This window comes from Mesorhizobium silamurunense (genome assembly GCF_014843905.1).
GTDB lineage: Bacteria > Pseudomonadota > Alphaproteobacteria > Rhizobiales > Rhizobiaceae > Mesorhizobium > Mesorhizobium silamurunense.
Genome location: NZ_LPVS01000018.1, coordinates 22307 through 37401, shown reverse-complemented (window position 1 = coordinate 37401; position 15095 = coordinate 22307). Strand labels below are relative to the sequence as shown.

Below are 15095 nucleotides of genomic sequence, written 5' to 3'. Positions count from 1 at the left end.
AAGCGCAAGATAAGTCGGCGCGACCCCGATGGCAGGGGAGCGTATGTTGGACCAGGAACTGAAACAGAGTGCTTTTTCGACGCCGAGAGCCTGATGGCCTCCTGGAGCGGGTGCGTACTTACCTGTGGCCGCGCCGCTCCTTTTCGCGCTCCGTTCAGTATTTCTCCAAGCGCATCCTGCGGCTGAAGGCGACGCCCCATTCCGTCGCGGCCGGCGTCGCGGCGGGCGTTTTCGCCTCCTTCTTCCCGCTTGGCTTCCACTTCGTCATCGCCGCCGTGCTCTGCTGGGTGATCGCCGGCAATCTGGTGGCTGCGGCGCTCGGCGCGGTTTTCTTCGGCAATCCGCTGACCTTCCCGCTGCTCTGGGGCGCGTCCTGGGAAACCGGCAAGCTCATCCTGCATGAGCGCCTGCCCAAGCACGGGCCGCCCGAGCATCTCGGCGAAATGATGCACACGCTTTCCTTCGCCAAGCTGTGGCACCCCATCCTGGAGCCGATGTTGATCGGCGCGGTGCCGCTCGGACTGCTCTTCGGCCTTGTGTTCTACGGCATCACCCGCTGGGGTATGACCGTGTTCCGTGAGCAACGGAAGAAACGCATGGCCGAACGTGCCGACAAGGCCAAGCGCGGCGGACGGGAAGTTCCCGCGGAATGATCATCGGCATCGGCAGCGACCTGATCGACATCAGACGCATCGAGAAGTCGCTGGAACGGCACGGCCAGCGCTTTATCCAGCGTATCTACACCGAGGTCGAGCAGGCGAAGTCCGAGAAGCGCGCGGCCCGTGCCGCTTCCTACGCCAAGCGCTTCGCCGCCAAGGAGGCCTGCGCCAAGGCGCTGGGCACCGGCATGGCCGAGGGCGTGTTCTGGCGCGACATGGGCGTGGTCAATCTGCCCAGCGGCGCGCCGACCATGGCGCTCACCGGCGGCGCTGCCGCCAGGCTGGAGAAAATCCTGCCCAAGGGCCATCGCGCGTTGATTCACCTCACCATCACCGACGATTTTCCGCTTGCTCAAGCCTTTGTGATCATCGAGGCAGTACCCGCCGAACAAGCGCCACATTGATTCCATCTGACCACGGGCGGCATGACGTTGCCCAGCGCGCGCCGAGACTCTATACCAACCAACGCACAATCGAGGACGACATGAGCGTGGCTGAAAAATCGCAGAAGAAATCCGGCGGGCTTGGGGAAACCTTCTCCGTCATCATCCAGGCTCTGCTGCTCGCGCTCGTGATCCGCACGCTGCTGTTCCAGCCCTTCTCCATCCCGTCCGGCTCGATGCGGCCGACGCTGCTCGAAGGCGACTATCTGTTCGTCACCAAATGGGCCTATGGCTATTCGCGCTACTCGCTGCCCTTCGGACCCAACATTTTCTCAGGCCGCATCTGGGGCTCGGAGCCCAAGCGCGGTGACGTGGTGGTGTTCAAGTTCCCGCCGGATCCGTCCGTCGATTACATCAAGCGCGTCGTCGGCCTGCCCGGCGACAAGATCCAGGTCAAGGACGGCCAGCTCTTCATCAACGGCACCGCCGTGCCGCGCGAAAAGGTCGGCCAGATCGACAATCCCGATATCACCGAGGTCGACCGTCCCGTCGACGTCTATCGCGAGACGCTGCCCAACGGCGTCACCTATGACACGCTCGACCTGACGCCCACTTCGATCGGCGACAACACGCGCGAGTTCGACGTGCCGCCCGGCCACTATTTCATGATGGGCGACAACCGCGACAACTCCTCCGACAGCCGCTTCACCGTCGGTTTCGTGCCAGCCGAGAACCTCGTCGGCCGTGCCAACGTCATCTTCTTCTCGATTGCCGATGGCGCAAGCCCCTTGGAAATCTGGAAGTGGCCATCGCTGATGCGCGCCGGGCGCCTGTTCCATCTCGTCCACTAAGGTCATGGCGGCCACCAAGCGTTTGACCGCCGTTGCCCTCGCCGAAGCGCTTGTCGAGCGCACCGGCCACGTCTTCGCCGACCGCCAGCGTCTGCAGCGCGCGCTGACCCATGCCAGCGCGCGTTCGACCCATGCCGGCGTCGACTACGAACGCTTCGAATTCCTGGGCGACCGCGTTCTCGGCCTCGTCGTGGCCGACATGTTGCTCGCGGCCTTTCCAGAGGCCGCCGAGGGCGAACTCTCGTTGCGCCTCAACGCGCTGGTCAATGCCGAAGCGCTCTCCGAGATCGCCGAGGAGATCGGCTTGCCGGAACTGGTCCGCGCCGGCTCCGACGTGCGCAACCTTGAAGGCCGCAAGCGAACCAACCTGCGCGCCGATGCGCTGGAGTCGCTGATTGCCGTGCTCTATCTCGACGGCGGCCTGGAGGCGGCGCGCGCTTTCATCCATCGCTACTGGCAGCCGCGCTCGCAGGCGATCGGTGCCGCCCGCCGCGACGCCAAGACCGAATTGCAGGAATGGGCGCATCAGGCCGCATCGGGCGCCGTCCCGGCCTACCGCATCGACGCTCGCGAAGGCCCTGACCACGATCCGCTGTTCACCGTCAGCGTCAAGGTCGGCTCCTTCGCGCCGGCGATCGGCAGCGGCCGTTCCAAGCGCGAGGCGGAGCAGGCAGCAGCGGCGGCGCTGCTGCTGCGCGAAGGCGTATGGAGCGCTGCATGACCGGAACCGAAACTTCCGAAACGCCAGCCACGCGCTCCGGCTTCGTCGCGCTGATCGGCGCGCCCAATGCCGGGAAGTCGACGCTGGTCAATCAACTGGTCGGCGCCAAGGTCTCCATCGTCACCCACAAGGTGCAGACGACGCGCGCGATCGTGCGCGGCATCGCCACGCATGACAATGCGCAGATCGTCTTCGTCGACACGCCCGGTATCTTCAAGCCGAAGCGGCGTCTCGACACGGCGATGGTCACCACCGCCTGGGGCGGCGCCAAGGATGCCGATGTCGTGGTGCTGTTGATCGATGCCGAGCGCGGCATCAGAGGCGACGCGGACGCCATACTCGACCGGCTGAAGGACGTTAAGCAGCCGATGCTGCTCGTCCTCAACAAGGTCGACCGCGTCAAGCCGGAGACGCTTCTGACCCTGGCGGCGGCAGCGAACGAACGCGTGCCGTTCAAGCGCACCTTCATGGTTTCGGCGCTCACCGGCTCCGGCTGCAAGGATTTGCTCGACTATCTCGCCGAGACGCTTCCCGCCGGTCCCTGGTACTATCCGGAGGACCAGATCTCGGACCTGCCGATGCGCCAGCTCGCGGCCGAGATCACACGCGAGAAACTGTATCTCAGGCTGCATCAGGAGCTTCCCTATTCCTCCCATATCGAGACCGAGAAGTGGGAAGAGAAGAAGGACGGCTCGGTGCGCATCGAGCAGGTCATCTATGTCGAGCGCGACAGCCAGAAGAAGATCGTGCTCGGCCACAAGGGCGAGACGATCCGCGCCATCGGCCAGGCCGCGCGCACCGAGATCGCTGAAATCCTCGAGCAGAAGGTGCACCTCTTCCTGTTCGTCAAGGTACGCGAGAACTGGGGCGACGACCCCGAGCGCTACCGCGAAATGGGACTGGAGTTTCCCCACTGATGCATGTCCTCTAGGAATGCCGCCCGTCGATCTGGGACAACGGCATGCACAATCCTAAGGTAGATATCGACACCGATCTCGTGCGCCGGCTGATCGAGTCGCAGTTCCCTGAATGGCGGCATCTGCCGATCAGACCGGTTGCTTCCGGCGGCTGGGACAACCGCACCTTCCATCTCGGCGACGAAATGACGGTCAGGCTGCCAAGCGCGGTTCCCTATTCGCTGCAGGTCGAGAAGGAGCATCGCTGGCTGCCCAAGCTCGCGCCGCTTTTGCCGCTGCCGATCCCGGTGCCGCTGGCCATGGGCGAGCCGGCAACGGGCTATCCCTGGCATTGGTCCGTATACCGCTGGATCGAAGGCGAGACGGCAAAGACCGCGCGCATCGCCGACCTTCGCGCGTTCGCGCTCTCGCTCGCCGATTTCCTGGTCGCCCTGAAGCGGATCGATCCAACCGGCGGGCCGGCGCCGGGCCAGCACAATTTTTATCGCGGCGGACCGCCGACCGTCTATGACGGCGAGGCGAGGCAGGCCATCGCCGCGCTCGAAGGCGAGATCGATACGCAGGCGGCCACCACAGTTTGGGAAGCGGCCCTTGCCGCAACCTGGCACGGGTCGCCCGTCTGGTTCCATGGCGATGTCGCCTCGGGCAATATCTTGGTCGAAGACGGCCGCTTGAGCGCCGTCATCGACTTCGGTACGTCGGGCGTCGGCGACCCGTCTTGCGATCTCGCGATCGCCTGGACGTTCTTCGAAGGCGAAAGCCGCGAGGCGTTTCGCGATCGCATCGCCGTCGATCAGGCGACCTGGGCGCGCGGCCGCGGCTGGACGTTGTGGAAGGCGTTGATCACCGCTGCCGGTCACGACGCCAACCAGGCCGAGGCCCAGAGGTCCAGACGGGTGATCGATGAGGTGCTCGCCGATCACGAACACTGGACGTGATGAGCGGTCACGCTGACGAATGTCAGCACAGACCGCCGACGGTGCCCCAAAATCTTGATTTCGCCGCGCAACAGGTGAAAAGCTCGGTCCCATGGAATGGCGCGACGAGGGAATCATTCTCGGCACCCGAAAGCATGGCGAAACCAGCGCCATCCTCGAGGTGATGACGCGCGCGCATGGCCGCCATCTCGGTCTCGTGCGCGGCGGCCGCTCGCGCAAGCAGCAGCCGGTGCTGCAGCCCGGCAACCGCGTCGAACTTCTGTGGCGGGCGCGGCTCGACGAGCATCTCGGCGTCTTCCAGGCCGAGGCGATCGAGATGAACGCCGCGCGGCTGATGGACAGCGCGATTGCGGTTTACGGCCTGCAGACCATGGCCGCGCATCTCAGGCTTCTGCCCGAGCGCGACGCCCATGGCGGCCTCTACGAGGCTCTTGCCGTGATGATCTCTCATCTCGACGACGCCGATGCCGCAGGCGAGTTGGTGGCGCGCTTCGAACTGCTTATTCTGGATGAACTCGGCTTCGGCCTCGATCTCAGCCAATGCGCGGCGACCGGCACGCGGCAGGATCTCGCGTATGTTTCGCCGAAATCCGGACGCGCGGTCTCGCGCGCCGCCGGCGAGCCCTGGCGCGACAAGATGCTGGCGCTGCCTGCCTTCCTGCAGCGCGGCTCCGGCCTGCGCGCCGATGCTGCGGCGCTGGAAGACGCCTTCCGGCTGACTGGCTTCTTCCTCACCCGCCATGTCTATGAGCCGCGCGGCATCGAGCCACCCGACGCGCGCGCCGGCTTCCTGGCTGCGCTGCGCCGGCATCAGGCGGCGGTGAAGGCGATCGCCGACGAATAGGGCGAGCGTCTAGAGCAATTCCAGGAAAAGTGCGCAGCGGTTTTCCGTCCGGAATTGCGTAAGAACAAAGAGATAGAGCGTTTCGCCGTTTCCATGAAACGGTGAAACGCTCTAATCGGCGCCCCGCCGCTCCAGAAAATCGTCGAGGATGGCGCGCTGGCCCTTCAGGATCTTGAGGCCGGCTTCAGGAAGTGAAAACCAGCAGGCCCTGTCCACCTCTGGGAATTCCTTCGTGGTGCCTGACTTCGGCGGCCACTCCAAGGTGAACATGTTGCTCTTGATCGCATCAGCGTCGACGTTCGCTTCCACGCTCCAGGCGATGACGATCTTGCCACCCGGCTGCTTGTAGCTGCCGACAGGTTGGAAATCGCCGTCGATGGCGAGGCCGAGTTCTTCCTCGGCCTCGCGGCGGGCGGCCTGAAGCTCATCTTCCTTGTCGCCGATCAGCCCCTTCGGGATCGACCAGGCGCCTTCATCCTTCCTTGCCCAGAACGGTCCGCCGGGATGGACCAGCAGGAATTCGAACACACCGGCGGTTCGCCTGTAGATCAGCAGGCCAGCGCTTCGTTGCGGCATCGATTATCCTCACGGCAATTTCAGCGGGCGTTCGAGAATAGCACGAGTATTTCGCGGCCAGCGGCAGGTAATTTGCCGCCCGAGTCCCGGCCGTGTCGACGTGTTGCCATTGGATAAAGCTTGCGGTTGCTGGCAATCGGCGCCGAAACATGCTCGATCTTGCAGGCCGGCAAAGCGCTGATTTCAATAGCCGTCTCATTGCCGCATTTGTCGGCCACGATTGGTACGGTTTTGAGGGGAACCGCCATGTTTTTCGGCCTGATTGCCATTGCTGCGGTCATCGCTTTATTCGTCATCATTTCGCGCCAGCAGACCCGCATTGGGTTGATCGAGCGCGAGCTTGGCGCGTTGCGCAGCCTGGTGCTCTCGGGTGTCCCCCAGCGAGCGCCCAAGGCGGACGCGGTGACGGAAGGCGCGCCGGACGAAGCGCTCGCCGCAGCGGCCGTGGTTGCGGCGCCGCCGGCAACTGAAGCCGCCCCGGGAGCCGCTGCCGCGACACCCGACGCACCCAAAGCCGAAGCGCCGGCCCAAGCGGGCGAGGGGAGTCCGTCCGAACCGGCCGGATCGGCGCAACCTGACACGCCGGCCGAAGCGGCTGCGCCTGCAATGGCCGCGCGCGATGTCGAGACGGCGCTCGGCACGCGCTGGGCGGTCTGGGTCGGCGGCATCGCGCTGACGCTGGGCGGCCTGTTCCTGATCCGCTACACGATCGAGGCCGGTATTTTCGGGCCCGGCGTGCGCCTCGCCATGGCCGGCATTCTTGGCCTGGTGCTGATCGCCGGCGCCGAGTTCATCCGCCGCACCGGCTTCAGGGTGCCGGTACAAGGTGCTGCCGGCGCCTATATCCCGTCGATCCTGACGGCGGCCGGCGCCTTCATCCTGTTCGGTACCGTCTACGCCGCGCACGGCATCTATGGCTTCATCGGTCCGGCGCTCGCCTTCGCGCTGCTCGGCGCCATCGGCGTCGCGGCCATCGCCGCCTCGCTGGTCCACGGCCTGGCGCTGGCCGGCATCGGCCTTGTCGGCGCCATGGTCACGCCGGCGCTCGTCGCCTCGCAAGCGCCCAACCCCTGGGCGCTGTTCGTCTATCTGGCGATCGTGCTTGCCGCCACTGCCGCGATCGCCCGCATCCGTGACTGGAAGGCGCTGGTCGCCGCTGCCTTCGCCGGCTGCGGCATCTGGACCATCCTCTACATGACCGATGCTCCGGAGGTGAACCTGGCCGCCGTCCTGTTCATCAGCCTGGCGACGCTCGCCGTGCTCGCCTTCGTCTGGCTCGGCCGACGCGACGAGGCGGAGCGAGGCTTCGACTGGCCGTCGATCGCGCCCGGCTTCTTCGTTGCGCTGACCGCGCTCGGACTGTCGGTCGATCCGGTCTTTGCCAAGGCCGGTTATGCTTTGCATGGCGCGGTGCTGCTCGCGGCGCTTGTGGCGGTAGCGCTCTACCGGCCGCGCGCTCTGCCGCTGGTCTTCGCCGCCGGTCTGGCGACGGTGCTGATCCATCTCGGCATCATCCCGCCTGCCACCATCGGCGCCGATGCGCTGGATGTCGGCCTGGGCGCCGAGCCGCTGGCGATAGCCGACACGCTGACCTTCCGCATCGGCATCGCGCTTGCCCTCGTCTTCATCGGAACTGGCTTCTGGGCTGCGCGCCGTTCTGCGGCAACCGCGCCTGTCCGCGCCGCGTCCTGGGCGGCATGGGGCGTCATTACGCCGCTGGTTGTGCTCGCGGCACTCTGGCTCACCTTTGGCGATATCGACCGCGACCTCGGCTACGCGCTGCCGGCGCTGCTTCTGGTGCTGGTCTTTGCCGCCGGCGGCGAGTGGATCGCGCGCGCCGAAGAGCCGCCGCTCGGCGGCGGCCCGGCGGTCTCCTTCGCGCTCGCCGGCGCCGGCGTTGCCGGCCTCTTGATGCTGCACATGGCCTTCGGCTCCGGCTGGACGACCGTGCTGCTCGGCGCCGCCGCCGTCGTTCCGGCGCTGGCGACGCGCTGGCGCTCCTATCCGGTGCTGGGCTGGATCGCAGTGGGCGCCGCGGTCGCCGTGCTCGGCCGCGTCGCCTTCGATCCGACCATCGTCGGCGCGGCGGCATTGTCGAGGACGCCGGTCTTCAACTGGCTGCTGCCGGGTTATGGCGTGCCAGCGCTCGCCTTTGGTTTTTCTGCCTGGCAACTGGCGCGCACCACCAACGGACGGCCGCGCCTCGCGATGGAGGCGACCTCGGCGCTGTTTGGCCTGCTCGCCGTTGCGATGCTGGTGCGTCACGCCATGCATGGCGGCGTCATCGACACCGGCACTGTCACGCTCGGCGAGCAGGCGATCTACACGCTGATCGCGCTCGGCGCTGGCGCGATCCTCGTCGCCATCGACATGCGCTCGCCGAGCTCGGTGCTGCGCTATGGCTCGATGGCGGCCGGCGTGGTCTCTGCCGGCCTGATCGTCATCCAGCATTTCGTGGTGCTGAACCCGCTCGTGACGGACGAATCCACCGGCACCATTCCGTTCTTCAATCTGTTGTTCTTCGCCTATCTGCTGCCGGCCGTCGCGGCCGGCGCGCTGGCGCTTTATGTCCGCGACAAGCGCCCGAGATGGTATGCGGCGATGCTGGCGCTGGTCGCTTCGCTGCTTGCCTTCGCCTATGCGACGCTCTCTGTCCGGCGCCTGTTCAAGGGCGAGTTCATCGGCCTGTGGAGCGGGCTAGGCCAGCTCGAGACCTACACCTATTCGGCGCTTTGGCTGGTCATCGGCGTGGCGCTGCTCACCACCGGCGTCTGGCTGAGGTCGCAGGTGCTGCGCATCGCCTCGGCCGTGCTGATCGCAGTCGCGGTGCTGAAAGTCTTCCTCTTCGACATGTCGGAGCTGGAAGGCGTGCTGCGCGCGCTCTCCTTCATCGGCCTCGGCGCGGTGCTGATCGGCATCGGGTTGTTTTATCAGCGGCTTCTGACAAGAGCGGCCAGGCAAAGGTGAGGTGCCTGAATATTCAAAACGGAATATATGAATATTCGGCAGGAGAAATTCATATGCCGCTCTACATTCGTGACGATGAGGTCGACGCGCTGGCGACAAAATTGCAGCGCGAGACCAAGGCTTCCAGCAAAACAGAAGCCGTACGGACCGCGCTTTTGCATGAACTGGAGCGCAATCGCGCTCGAAAGCCGTTGCGTGAAAGGATTGCAGTTCTTCAGGCGCAAGCTGCTGCATTGGGGCCGTTCGATCCCAACTTCGACATGAAAGCGTTCATGGACGAGATGTGGGAGGAGTGATGTTCGTCGATGCGTCGGTGATCGTCGCGATCCTTGCCAAGGAGCCAGGCTGGGAGGAATTGCTAAAACGGATTCTCGACACCGCAGGTCCGCTTCACGTATCGGCGCTGGTCAGGGTCGAGGCGACATTTGCACTTGGACGACTGAGCGGCGGTGCCAAAAAGGCCAAGTCCCCGAATGCTGTCGGCGGCGCGCGATCTGATGGACACCTTCATCGAAGAAATTGATGCTCGCAACGTGTCTGTCGATGAAGAGATCGGCACGCGCGCTCTCGACGCCAGCATCCGCTACCGCAAGGCGGTCGGCCATCCGGCCGATCTCAATCTAGGAGACTGCTTCGCCTATGCCTGCGCCAAGGCGCTCGACGTTCCGCTGCTCTACAAAGGCGGTGATTTCCTGGAGACGGATCTGGCATAAATCATAGCTTCGACGATCGGATAGCCGGGAATAAACACGCATCCGCCAGCGTTGTTAAGGTGCTTGGGTACCGGAGCGGTTGGTCCGCTTCGCGCTGGCTGCTTGCGCCGCGCTGCGAAGGCGCGTTCAATCGGATGGAAGACGACCTCGAAAAAAGCGGTTATGGACGACAAGAGGGCAGCGATCCTGAGCGAGATACCGCGTTTGCGCCGCTACGCGCGCTCGCTGCTGCGCGACCGCGATTCCGCCGACGATCTCGTCCAGGATTGTCTCGAGCGGGCGCTTGTCCGGCTCGACAACTGGCAGACAGGAGAAAGCCCCAGGAGGTGGCTGTTTACGATCATGCATCATCTGTTCATCGACCAGATGCGCAAGGTTAACCGACGTGGCGAGGCGGCGATGCTGCCCCTGGAAGCCGGCGAAGCCCAGTCTGCGCCCGCCGATCAGGTCGAAACCATTGCATCCCGCGAGATCATGGATGCCTTGCAGGCGATCGGCCCCGATCGCCGCGCGGCGTTGGTCATGGTCGCCATCGAAGGCTTTTCCTACGCTGAGGCCGCCAACATCCTCGGCGTGCCGGCCGGCACGCTGATGTCGCGCATCGCGCGTGGCCGCGAGGAACTGCGCGGTCTGCTGGACGACTCCTCGCGCCGCCGCTCGATAAGGATTGTCGAGCGATGACCCGGCGCGATTTCTCCGAACGCGACATCCACATGGCCCTCGATGGCGAGCTGCCGGCAGAGGAGCGCTTGGCCTATGACGCCTGGCTCGAAGCCAATCCCGAGATGCGGGCAAAGAGCGCCCGCTACATCGCCGACCGCGCGGCGCTCCGCGCTGCCTTGGCCGGCGTGATGGACGAGCCGGTGCCGGCAAGGCTCAAGGCAACGGTGCTCGGCGAAGCACCGGCGAGGACGCCCGCCTGGCGTTCGCGCTGGTGGCTTTCGGCCGCGGCCGCCGCCGTGCTGATGGTCGGCGGGTTCGGCGGCTATGTCGCCGGCATCGGCGGCATCGGCGGCATCGGCCGAAGCGGCGAGAGCGACGACCAACTCGCGGAGCAAGCGATCGCCGCCCATGTCATCTATGCCGCTGAGAAGCGTCATGCCGTCGAGGTGCCGGCAAGCGACAAGGACCATCTGCAGACCTGGCTGTCCAACCGGGTAGGGCTGAAGGTGGTCGCGCCCGATCTGGCGGCCGAAGGCTTCGAGCTCATCGGCGGCCGGCTGCTGCCTTCGGGCGAGCACGGCAAGGCCGCGATGCTGCTTTACGAGGACGCCAAGGGCGAGCGCATCTCGCTCTTCGTCACCGCCGAATCGTCCGAAACCGCCAAGGGCACCTATTCGGCAGAAGCGGACGGACCCGAGGCGGTCTACTGGCTCGACAAAGGCTATGGCTGCGCCGTCGTCGGCTCGCTGCCGCGCGAGCGGCTGTCGGACGTCGCCAAGAGCGCCTATGGCCAGCTTCTCGCCGGCATTTCGAGCTGATGCCGGCTGCGTTTTCCGCAACCGGCAGCCCATCCAAAACAGCGGTCTTGTTCAAACAGTTCGCGCTTCCTTGGCGCCGCTGAAAGTGTCACAATTCGGCCCTAATCAAGGAGCGATAGCGCTTGATGAATGCCGGCGCTTCGGCCGGGGTGTTGCTTTTTGACCGGGGCCGTTTCCTTAAATCCAATCGAGGTTCTCCCAAAGCCCGCATGCCTGCCGAAATCCGCAAGGCCCGCGCGTCAGACGTCGATGACCTCGCCGCCATCGAGAAGGCTGTCTTCTCAAGCGATCGCTTGTCGCGTCGCTCCTTTCGCCAGTTGATCGAGCGCGAGACCGCCGAGATGCTGGTGGCCGAGAATGACGGCCATGTCGCCGGCTACGCGGTGGTGCTGTTTCGCAAGGGCAGCGGCGTGGCCCGGCTCTATTCCATCGCAGTCGGTCCGTTCTTCGGCAGCCTCGGCATCGGCCGGCAACTGCTGGCCGCGGCCGAGGAGGCGGCGTATGAGCACGACCGCATGATGTTGCGGCTCGAAGTGCGCGAGGACAATCCGCGCGCCATCAACATTTACGAGCAGGCAGGCTACCGCAAGATCGGCCGCGAGCCGGACTATTACGAGGACGGCGCCACGGCGCTGCGCTACGAGAAGACGCTGCGCGGCGATGTCCCGACCAACACCAAGGTGCCGTTCTACCAGCAGACCTGCGAGTTCACGTGCGGCCCCTGCTGCCTGATGATGGCGATGGCCAATTTCGACCGCGGCTTCGTGCCCGACCCGGTCATGGAGATTCGCCTGTGGCGCGAGGCGACCACGGTGTTCATGATGTCCGGGCCGGGCGGCTGCGAGCCTTTCGGCCTGGCGGTTGCCGGCTATGAAAGCGGGCTTGCCGCCGAGATCTTCGTGTCCTTCCACGGCGCGCTCTTCCTGCAGTCGGTGCGCAGCGAGGACAAGCGCCGGGTGATGGAGCTCGCCCAGGTCGACTTCCGTCGCCGCGCGGAACTTTACGGCATCCCGGTCAATTACCGTCCGTTCGGCATTGACGACATCCGCTCGGCCCTTGCCGGCGGCAAGCTGGTGCTGGTGCTGATCAGCGGCTTCCTGATGTTCGGCAAGAAGGTGCCGCATTGGGTGCTCGCCATCGGCGACGACGGCGACCATATCCTCATCCACGATCCCTGGGTCGAGGACGAAAGGCAGGAAACGATCCTCGACGCCGCCAACATCCCGGTGCCCTATGGCATCTTCATGAACATGGCTCAGTTCGGCCGCGATGGGTTGCGCGCCGCCATCACTCTGGGAAAACGCTGAAACAATGACCTGGGTCATCCTTACAGGCAGGCAGAACGACCTCGACCAGGTGGCGACGCCGCACAAGATCATCACCAACCGCGACTATCTCGCGCATCCGGCGCTGTTTCGCGGCCAGCGGCCGAAGGTGATCAACCTGTCGAACAATTACGGCTACCAGAGCCGCGGTTACTATGCCTCGCTGCTCGCCGGCTCGCGCGGCCACAAGGTGATCCCGACGGTCGAGACGATGATCGATCTTTCGGAGCGCAAGCTCTACGAGCACGCGCTGCCCGAACTCGAGCTTGCGCTCAACAAATGCCGCAAGGATCTCGGCGGCACCTTCCCATCCAAGGTCGCCGTCTTCTTCGGTATCGGCCCGTCGAAAGTGTGGGATCGCTTCACCAAGCTCCTGTTCGACTGGTTCCGCGCGCCGGCGCTGGAGGTCCACATCAAGGACAGCGCCGAATGGGCCTCGATCCGCAAGATCGGCTTCCTGCCGCTCGCCCGCATGACCGACGAGGAGGAAGCCTCCTTCCTGCAGTGCCTGGAGACCTACACCAACCGCGAGTGGCGTGACACCAAGGGCCGGACGCCGTCGCGCTATACTTTCGCGACGCTGGTCGATCCGCATGAGGAGCTGCCGCCGTCGGAGATTTCCTCGCTGCGCTACTGGGCGCGGATCGCCGAGAAGATGGGCGTCGAGATCGAGCCGATCACCAGGAAGGACCTCGCCAAGCTCGCCAACTACGACGCGCTGTTCATCCGCGAGACGACGTCCATCTCCAACCACACCTACCGCTTCGCGCGCCGCGCCCAGCAGGAAGGCATGCCGGTGATCGACGACCCGCTGTCGATGATCCGCTGCACCAACAAGGTCTATCTCAACGAACTGATGACCTACAACAAGGTGCCGGTGCCGCCGACCGTGATGATTGCCGGCACCTCCGATCTGGAACTCGCGGCCCAGACCTTGGGCTTCCCGCTGGTGCTGAAGATCCCGGACTCATCCTTCTCGCGCGGCGTCAAGAAATGCGAGAACCTTGCCGAGCTGACCAAGCTAGCGACCGAATGGCTGGAGGATTCCGATCTCCTCATCGCGCAGAAATTCATCCCGACCGAATATGACTGGCGCGTCGGCGTGCTCGGCGGGCAGCCGCTGTTTGCCGTGCATTATCTGATGGCGAAGAAGCACTGGCAGATCGTCAACCACAAGGCCAACGGCAAGCCGGACCAGGGCGGCATCAAGACCTTCACGCTCAAGCAGACGCCGCCGCATGTCGTCGAGACGGCGGTGAAGGCGGCGCGCTGCATCGGCGACGGGCTCTACGGCGTCGATCTCAAGGAGACCAGGGACGGCGTCTTCGTCATCGAGGTCAACGACAACCCCAATCTCGACCATGGCTGGGAGGATTCCGGCGAGAAGGACGAGCTGTGGGTGAGGCTGACGCAGTGGTTCCTGGAACGCCTGGAGCGGCCGGGCAGATAATCACCGATGGGGGCAAGATGCTGTTTTTCGTGATCGAGGATTTTAGCGGCTGCGACCGCAAGGAGATCTACCGCCGCTTCCGCGACCGTGGCCGGCTGAAGCCCGACGAGCTTGTCGTGCATCACAGCTGGATCGCAGGCGACATGAGCCGCTGCTTCCTGCTGGTCGAGGCCGATGACGTCACGCTGCTGCAGCGCTGGGTCATCGAATGGGCGGACCTGGTGGAGTTCGAGATCGTTCCCGTTGCCACCAGCAAGGACATGGTGGCGGCATTGGCCGGACACCTTTGAGCAAGCACTTACACGCGGTCGTCAGATGGATGCGGCGATTAGCGCCGGAGATCTGACCGCACGGACGCATTCCTCGATCAGCCATCGGCGGAATGCCGCTACGACATCGCGCCTCGCGCTGCGCTCGGGGATCGTCAGGCAATAGGGCTGGCGCAGTTCCAGCCGGTCAGTTGCAGGCCGCACCAGCTTGCCGTCTTCCAGCGCCCCAGCACAGTAAATCCCTTGCGCCAGCGCCACGCCCAGCCCCGAAATGGCGAGGTCGAGTGCTGCCCGCGACGAGTTGGCGGAAAGGCCGCGCTGCGCCGCCCGCCCTGGCTCGATGCCCACCGCTTCGAACCAGTTGCGCCAGGACGGAAAGGAGGCGCCGGACGGTCCCCAGTCGGTGTGGATCAGTGGCAGGCCGGCGAGGTTTTCGGACCTGATTGCGCCGGCAAGGCCCGGCGCGCAGACGGGATAGACGGCATCGCGGACGATCTCCTCGGTCGGGTGCTCGCGATAGTGCGGGCCATAGGAAAGCCGGATGTCGATTAGCTCATGGTCAAGCGGCACCGGGTCGTCCTCGCCTCTGAGCGAGATGTCCGCGGCGCCGTGGCTGGCGACAAAGCCGGCAAGGCGCTCGGAGAGCCAGCCCATCGCCATCGAAGGCGGCACCGAGATGACGAGCCTTGGCCGGAACGCATCGCCGCCGACATCGCGCGCGACGCTGCCGATCTCCCGGAAGGCCATGGTGAGCCTGGGCAGCATCTCGACGCCGGCCTCGGTCAGCACGACGCGGCGGTTGACGCGGTGGAACAGCTTGCGGCCCATCTGCTCCTCGACGGTACGGATGAGCTGGCTGACGGCGGCCGCCGAGACCGACAGCTCTTCCGCCGCCGCGGCGAAGCTGCCCGTGCGCGCTGCGGCTTCGAAGGCTTGAAGTCCGCGCAGGGAGGGAAGTGCGACCATTGTGATCCGAAAGATAAGCTGGGCTTATCTATTTT

19 protein-coding genes are annotated in these 15095 nt (G+C 65.1%); 16 read left to right on the top strand and 3 right to left on the bottom strand.

What is annotated here, in order from left to right; genetic code table 11:
• The first annotated feature begins 68 nt into the window (after nucleotides 1–68).
• The 7 genes from AU465_RS04730 to recO all read left to right on the top strand — a co-directional run bounded on the left by AU465_RS04730 (nucleotide 69) and on the right by recO (nucleotide 5313).
• The gene (locus AU465_RS04730) at nucleotides 69–653 is read left to right on the top strand and encodes a DUF2062 domain-containing protein (RefSeq protein ID WP_192244494.1); all 585 of its coding nucleotides are present in this window, start codon (nucleotides 69–71) and stop codon (nucleotides 651–653) included.
• Nucleotides 650–1063, top strand: a complete 414-nt coding sequence (gene acpS, locus AU465_RS04725) for a holo-ACP synthase (protein ID WP_192244492.1) — start codon at nucleotides 650–652, stop codon at nucleotides 1061–1063. Before AU465_RS04730 ends, acpS begins: the two co-directional genes overlap by 4 nt.
• Before the next feature lie 80 nt (nucleotides 1064–1143).
• Entirely contained in the window at nucleotides 1144–1893 is a 750-nt protein-coding gene (lepB, locus tag AU465_RS04720; protein ID WP_192244489.1) for a signal peptidase I, read from the top strand.
• A 4-nt stretch (nucleotides 1894–1897) separates the two neighbouring features.
• Complete coding sequence (rnc, locus tag AU465_RS04715) at nucleotides 1898–2614, top strand: ribonuclease III (protein ID WP_192244487.1); 717 nt, start codon at nucleotides 1898–1900, stop codon at nucleotides 2612–2614.
• Nucleotides 2599–3531 carry a GTPase Era gene (gene era, locus AU465_RS04710; RefSeq protein ID WP_192244485.1) on the top strand — a complete coding sequence of 311 codons (933 nt, stop codon included), beginning with the start codon at nucleotides 2599–2601 and terminating at the stop codon, nucleotides 3529–3531. Before rnc ends, era begins: the two co-directional genes overlap by 16 nt.
• Nucleotides 3532–3575: 44 nt before the next feature.
• On the top strand, nucleotides 3576–4469 hold the full coding sequence (locus tag AU465_RS04705; RefSeq protein WP_192244483.1) for an aminoglycoside phosphotransferase family protein: 894 nt from the start codon (nucleotides 3576–3578) through the stop codon (nucleotides 4467–4469).
• Between the two features lie 91 nt (nucleotides 4470–4560).
• Nucleotides 4561–5313 carry a DNA repair protein RecO gene (recO, locus tag AU465_RS04700; protein ID WP_192244480.1) on the top strand — a complete coding sequence of 251 codons (753 nt, stop codon included), beginning with the start codon at nucleotides 4561–4563 and terminating at the stop codon, nucleotides 5311–5313.
• Between the two features lie 111 nt (nucleotides 5314–5424).
• Here recO and AU465_RS04695 read toward each other — a convergent pair whose 3' ends face one another.
• A complete protein-coding gene (locus AU465_RS04695) occupies nucleotides 5425–5889 on the bottom strand; it encodes an NUDIX hydrolase (protein WP_192244478.1) in 465 nt (154 codons plus the stop codon).
• A 20-nt stretch (nucleotides 5890–5909) separates the two neighbouring features.
• Nucleotides 5910–6137: a hypothetical protein gene (locus tag AU465_RS04690; protein ID WP_192244475.1), complete on the bottom strand. Its 228-nt coding sequence runs from the start codon at nucleotides 6135–6137 to the stop codon at nucleotides 5910–5912.
• On the opposite strand from AU465_RS04690, the gene AU465_RS04685 reads away from it, so the two are divergent.
• The 9 genes from AU465_RS04685 to AU465_RS04650 all read left to right on the top strand — a co-directional run bounded on the left by AU465_RS04685 (nucleotide 6136) and on the right by AU465_RS04650 (nucleotide 14115).
• Complete coding sequence (locus tag AU465_RS04685; protein ID WP_192244473.1) at nucleotides 6136–8856, top strand: DUF2339 domain-containing protein; 2721 nt, start codon at nucleotides 6136–6138, stop codon at nucleotides 8854–8856. The genes AU465_RS04690 and AU465_RS04685 overlap by 2 nt on opposite strands.
• Before the next feature lie 53 nt (nucleotides 8857–8909).
• The gene (locus AU465_RS04680) at nucleotides 8910–9152 is read left to right on the top strand and encodes a type II toxin-antitoxin system VapB family antitoxin (protein ID WP_192244471.1); all 243 of its coding nucleotides are present in this window, start codon (nucleotides 8910–8912) and stop codon (nucleotides 9150–9152) included.
• The gene (locus AU465_RS37675) at nucleotides 9152–9379 is read left to right on the top strand and encodes a PIN domain-containing protein (protein WP_343221677.1); all 228 of its coding nucleotides are present in this window, start codon (nucleotides 9152–9154) and stop codon (nucleotides 9377–9379) included. The genes AU465_RS04680 and AU465_RS37675 overlap by 1 nt, the downstream gene beginning before the upstream one ends.
• Nucleotides 9354–9569, top strand: a complete 216-nt coding sequence (locus AU465_RS37670) for a PIN domain-containing protein (RefSeq protein ID WP_376774816.1) — start codon at nucleotides 9354–9356, stop codon at nucleotides 9567–9569. Before AU465_RS37675 ends, AU465_RS37670 begins: the two co-directional genes overlap by 26 nt.
• A 162-nt stretch (nucleotides 9570–9731) precedes the next feature.
• The gene (locus AU465_RS04670; RefSeq protein WP_192244469.1) at nucleotides 9732–10250 is read left to right on the top strand and encodes an RNA polymerase sigma factor; all 519 of its coding nucleotides are present in this window, start codon (nucleotides 9732–9734) and stop codon (nucleotides 10248–10250) included.
• Entirely contained in the window at nucleotides 10247–11050 is an 804-nt protein-coding gene (locus AU465_RS04665) for an anti-sigma factor family protein (protein ID WP_192244467.1), read from the top strand. Before AU465_RS04670 ends, AU465_RS04665 begins: the two co-directional genes overlap by 4 nt.
• Before the next feature lie 209 nt (nucleotides 11051–11259).
• Complete coding sequence (locus AU465_RS04660; protein WP_192244465.1) at nucleotides 11260–12357, top strand: GNAT family N-acetyltransferase/peptidase C39 family protein; 1098 nt, start codon at nucleotides 11260–11262, stop codon at nucleotides 12355–12357.
• Between the two features lie 4 nt (nucleotides 12358–12361).
• Entirely contained in the window at nucleotides 12362–13825 is a 1464-nt protein-coding gene (locus tag AU465_RS04655; RefSeq protein ID WP_192244463.1) for a RimK family ATP-grasp domain-containing protein, read from the top strand.
• A gap of 17 nt (nucleotides 13826–13842) precedes the next feature.
• Nucleotides 13843–14115 carry a DUF3303 domain-containing protein gene (locus AU465_RS04650; protein WP_192244461.1) on the top strand — a complete coding sequence of 91 codons (273 nt, stop codon included), beginning with the start codon at nucleotides 13843–13845 and terminating at the stop codon, nucleotides 14113–14115.
• Nucleotides 14116–14136: 21 nt separating this feature from the next.
• On the opposite strand, the gene AU465_RS04645 is transcribed toward AU465_RS04650, so the two are convergent.
• Nucleotides 14137–15060 carry a LysR substrate-binding domain-containing protein gene (locus AU465_RS04645; protein ID WP_192244459.1) on the bottom strand — a complete coding sequence of 308 codons (924 nt, stop codon included), beginning with the start codon at nucleotides 15058–15060 and terminating at the stop codon, nucleotides 14137–14139.
• Nucleotides 15061–15095 lie beyond the last annotated feature (35 nt).

What these genes read in the sequence shown, in the direction of transcription:
- AU465_RS04645 (WP_192244459.1), bottom strand. Translation starts at nt 15,060, where the DNA reads ATGGTCGCACTTCCCTCCCTGCGCGGACTTCAAGCCTTCGAAGCCGCA.
- AU465_RS37670 (WP_376774816.1), top strand. Translation starts at nt 9,354, where the DNA reads ATGGACACCTTCATCGAAGAAATTGATGCTCGCAACGTGTCTGTCGAT.
- AU465_RS04705 (WP_192244483.1), top strand. Translation starts at nt 3,576, where the DNA reads ATGCACAATCCTAAGGTAGATATCGACACCGATCTCGTGCGCCGGCTG.
- AU465_RS04690 (WP_192244475.1), bottom strand. Translation starts at nt 6,137, where the DNA reads ATGGCGGTTCCCCTCAAAACCGTACCAATCGTGGCCGACAAATGCGGC.
- AU465_RS04665 (WP_192244467.1), top strand. Translation starts at nt 10,247, where the DNA reads ATGACCCGGCGCGATTTCTCCGAACGCGACATCCACATGGCCCTCGAT.
- AU465_RS04680 (WP_192244471.1), top strand. Translation starts at nt 8,910, where the DNA reads ATGCCGCTCTACATTCGTGACGATGAGGTCGACGCGCTGGCGACAAAA.
- rnc (WP_192244487.1), top strand. Translation starts at nt 1,898, where the DNA reads ATGGCGGCCACCAAGCGTTTGACCGCCGTTGCCCTCGCCGAAGCGCTT.
- AU465_RS04695 (WP_192244478.1), bottom strand. Translation starts at nt 5,889, where the DNA reads ATGCCGCAACGAAGCGCTGGCCTGCTGATCTACAGGCGAACCGCCGGT.
- AU465_RS04655 (WP_192244463.1), top strand. Translation starts at nt 12,362, where the DNA reads ATGACCTGGGTCATCCTTACAGGCAGGCAGAACGACCTCGACCAGGTG.
- AU465_RS04685 (WP_192244473.1), top strand. Translation starts at nt 6,136, where the DNA reads ATGTTTTTCGGCCTGATTGCCATTGCTGCGGTCATCGCTTTATTCGTC.
- AU465_RS04650 (WP_192244461.1), top strand. Translation starts at nt 13,843, where the DNA reads ATGCTGTTTTTCGTGATCGAGGATTTTAGCGGCTGCGACCGCAAGGAG.
- recO (WP_192244480.1), top strand. Translation starts at nt 4,561, where the DNA reads ATGGAATGGCGCGACGAGGGAATCATTCTCGGCACCCGAAAGCATGGC.
- AU465_RS04660 (WP_192244465.1), top strand. Translation starts at nt 11,260, where the DNA reads ATGCCTGCCGAAATCCGCAAGGCCCGCGCGTCAGACGTCGATGACCTC.
- acpS (WP_192244492.1), top strand. Translation starts at nt 650, where the DNA reads ATGATCATCGGCATCGGCAGCGACCTGATCGACATCAGACGCATCGAG.
- AU465_RS04670 (WP_192244469.1), top strand. Translation starts at nt 9,732, where the DNA reads ATGGACGACAAGAGGGCAGCGATCCTGAGCGAGATACCGCGTTTGCGC.
- AU465_RS37675 (WP_343221677.1), top strand. Translation starts at nt 9,152, where the DNA reads ATGTTCGTCGATGCGTCGGTGATCGTCGCGATCCTTGCCAAGGAGCCA.
- era (WP_192244485.1), top strand. Translation starts at nt 2,599, where the DNA reads ATGGAGCGCTGCATGACCGGAACCGAAACTTCCGAAACGCCAGCCACG.
- lepB (WP_192244489.1), top strand. Translation starts at nt 1,144, where the DNA reads ATGAGCGTGGCTGAAAAATCGCAGAAGAAATCCGGCGGGCTTGGGGAA.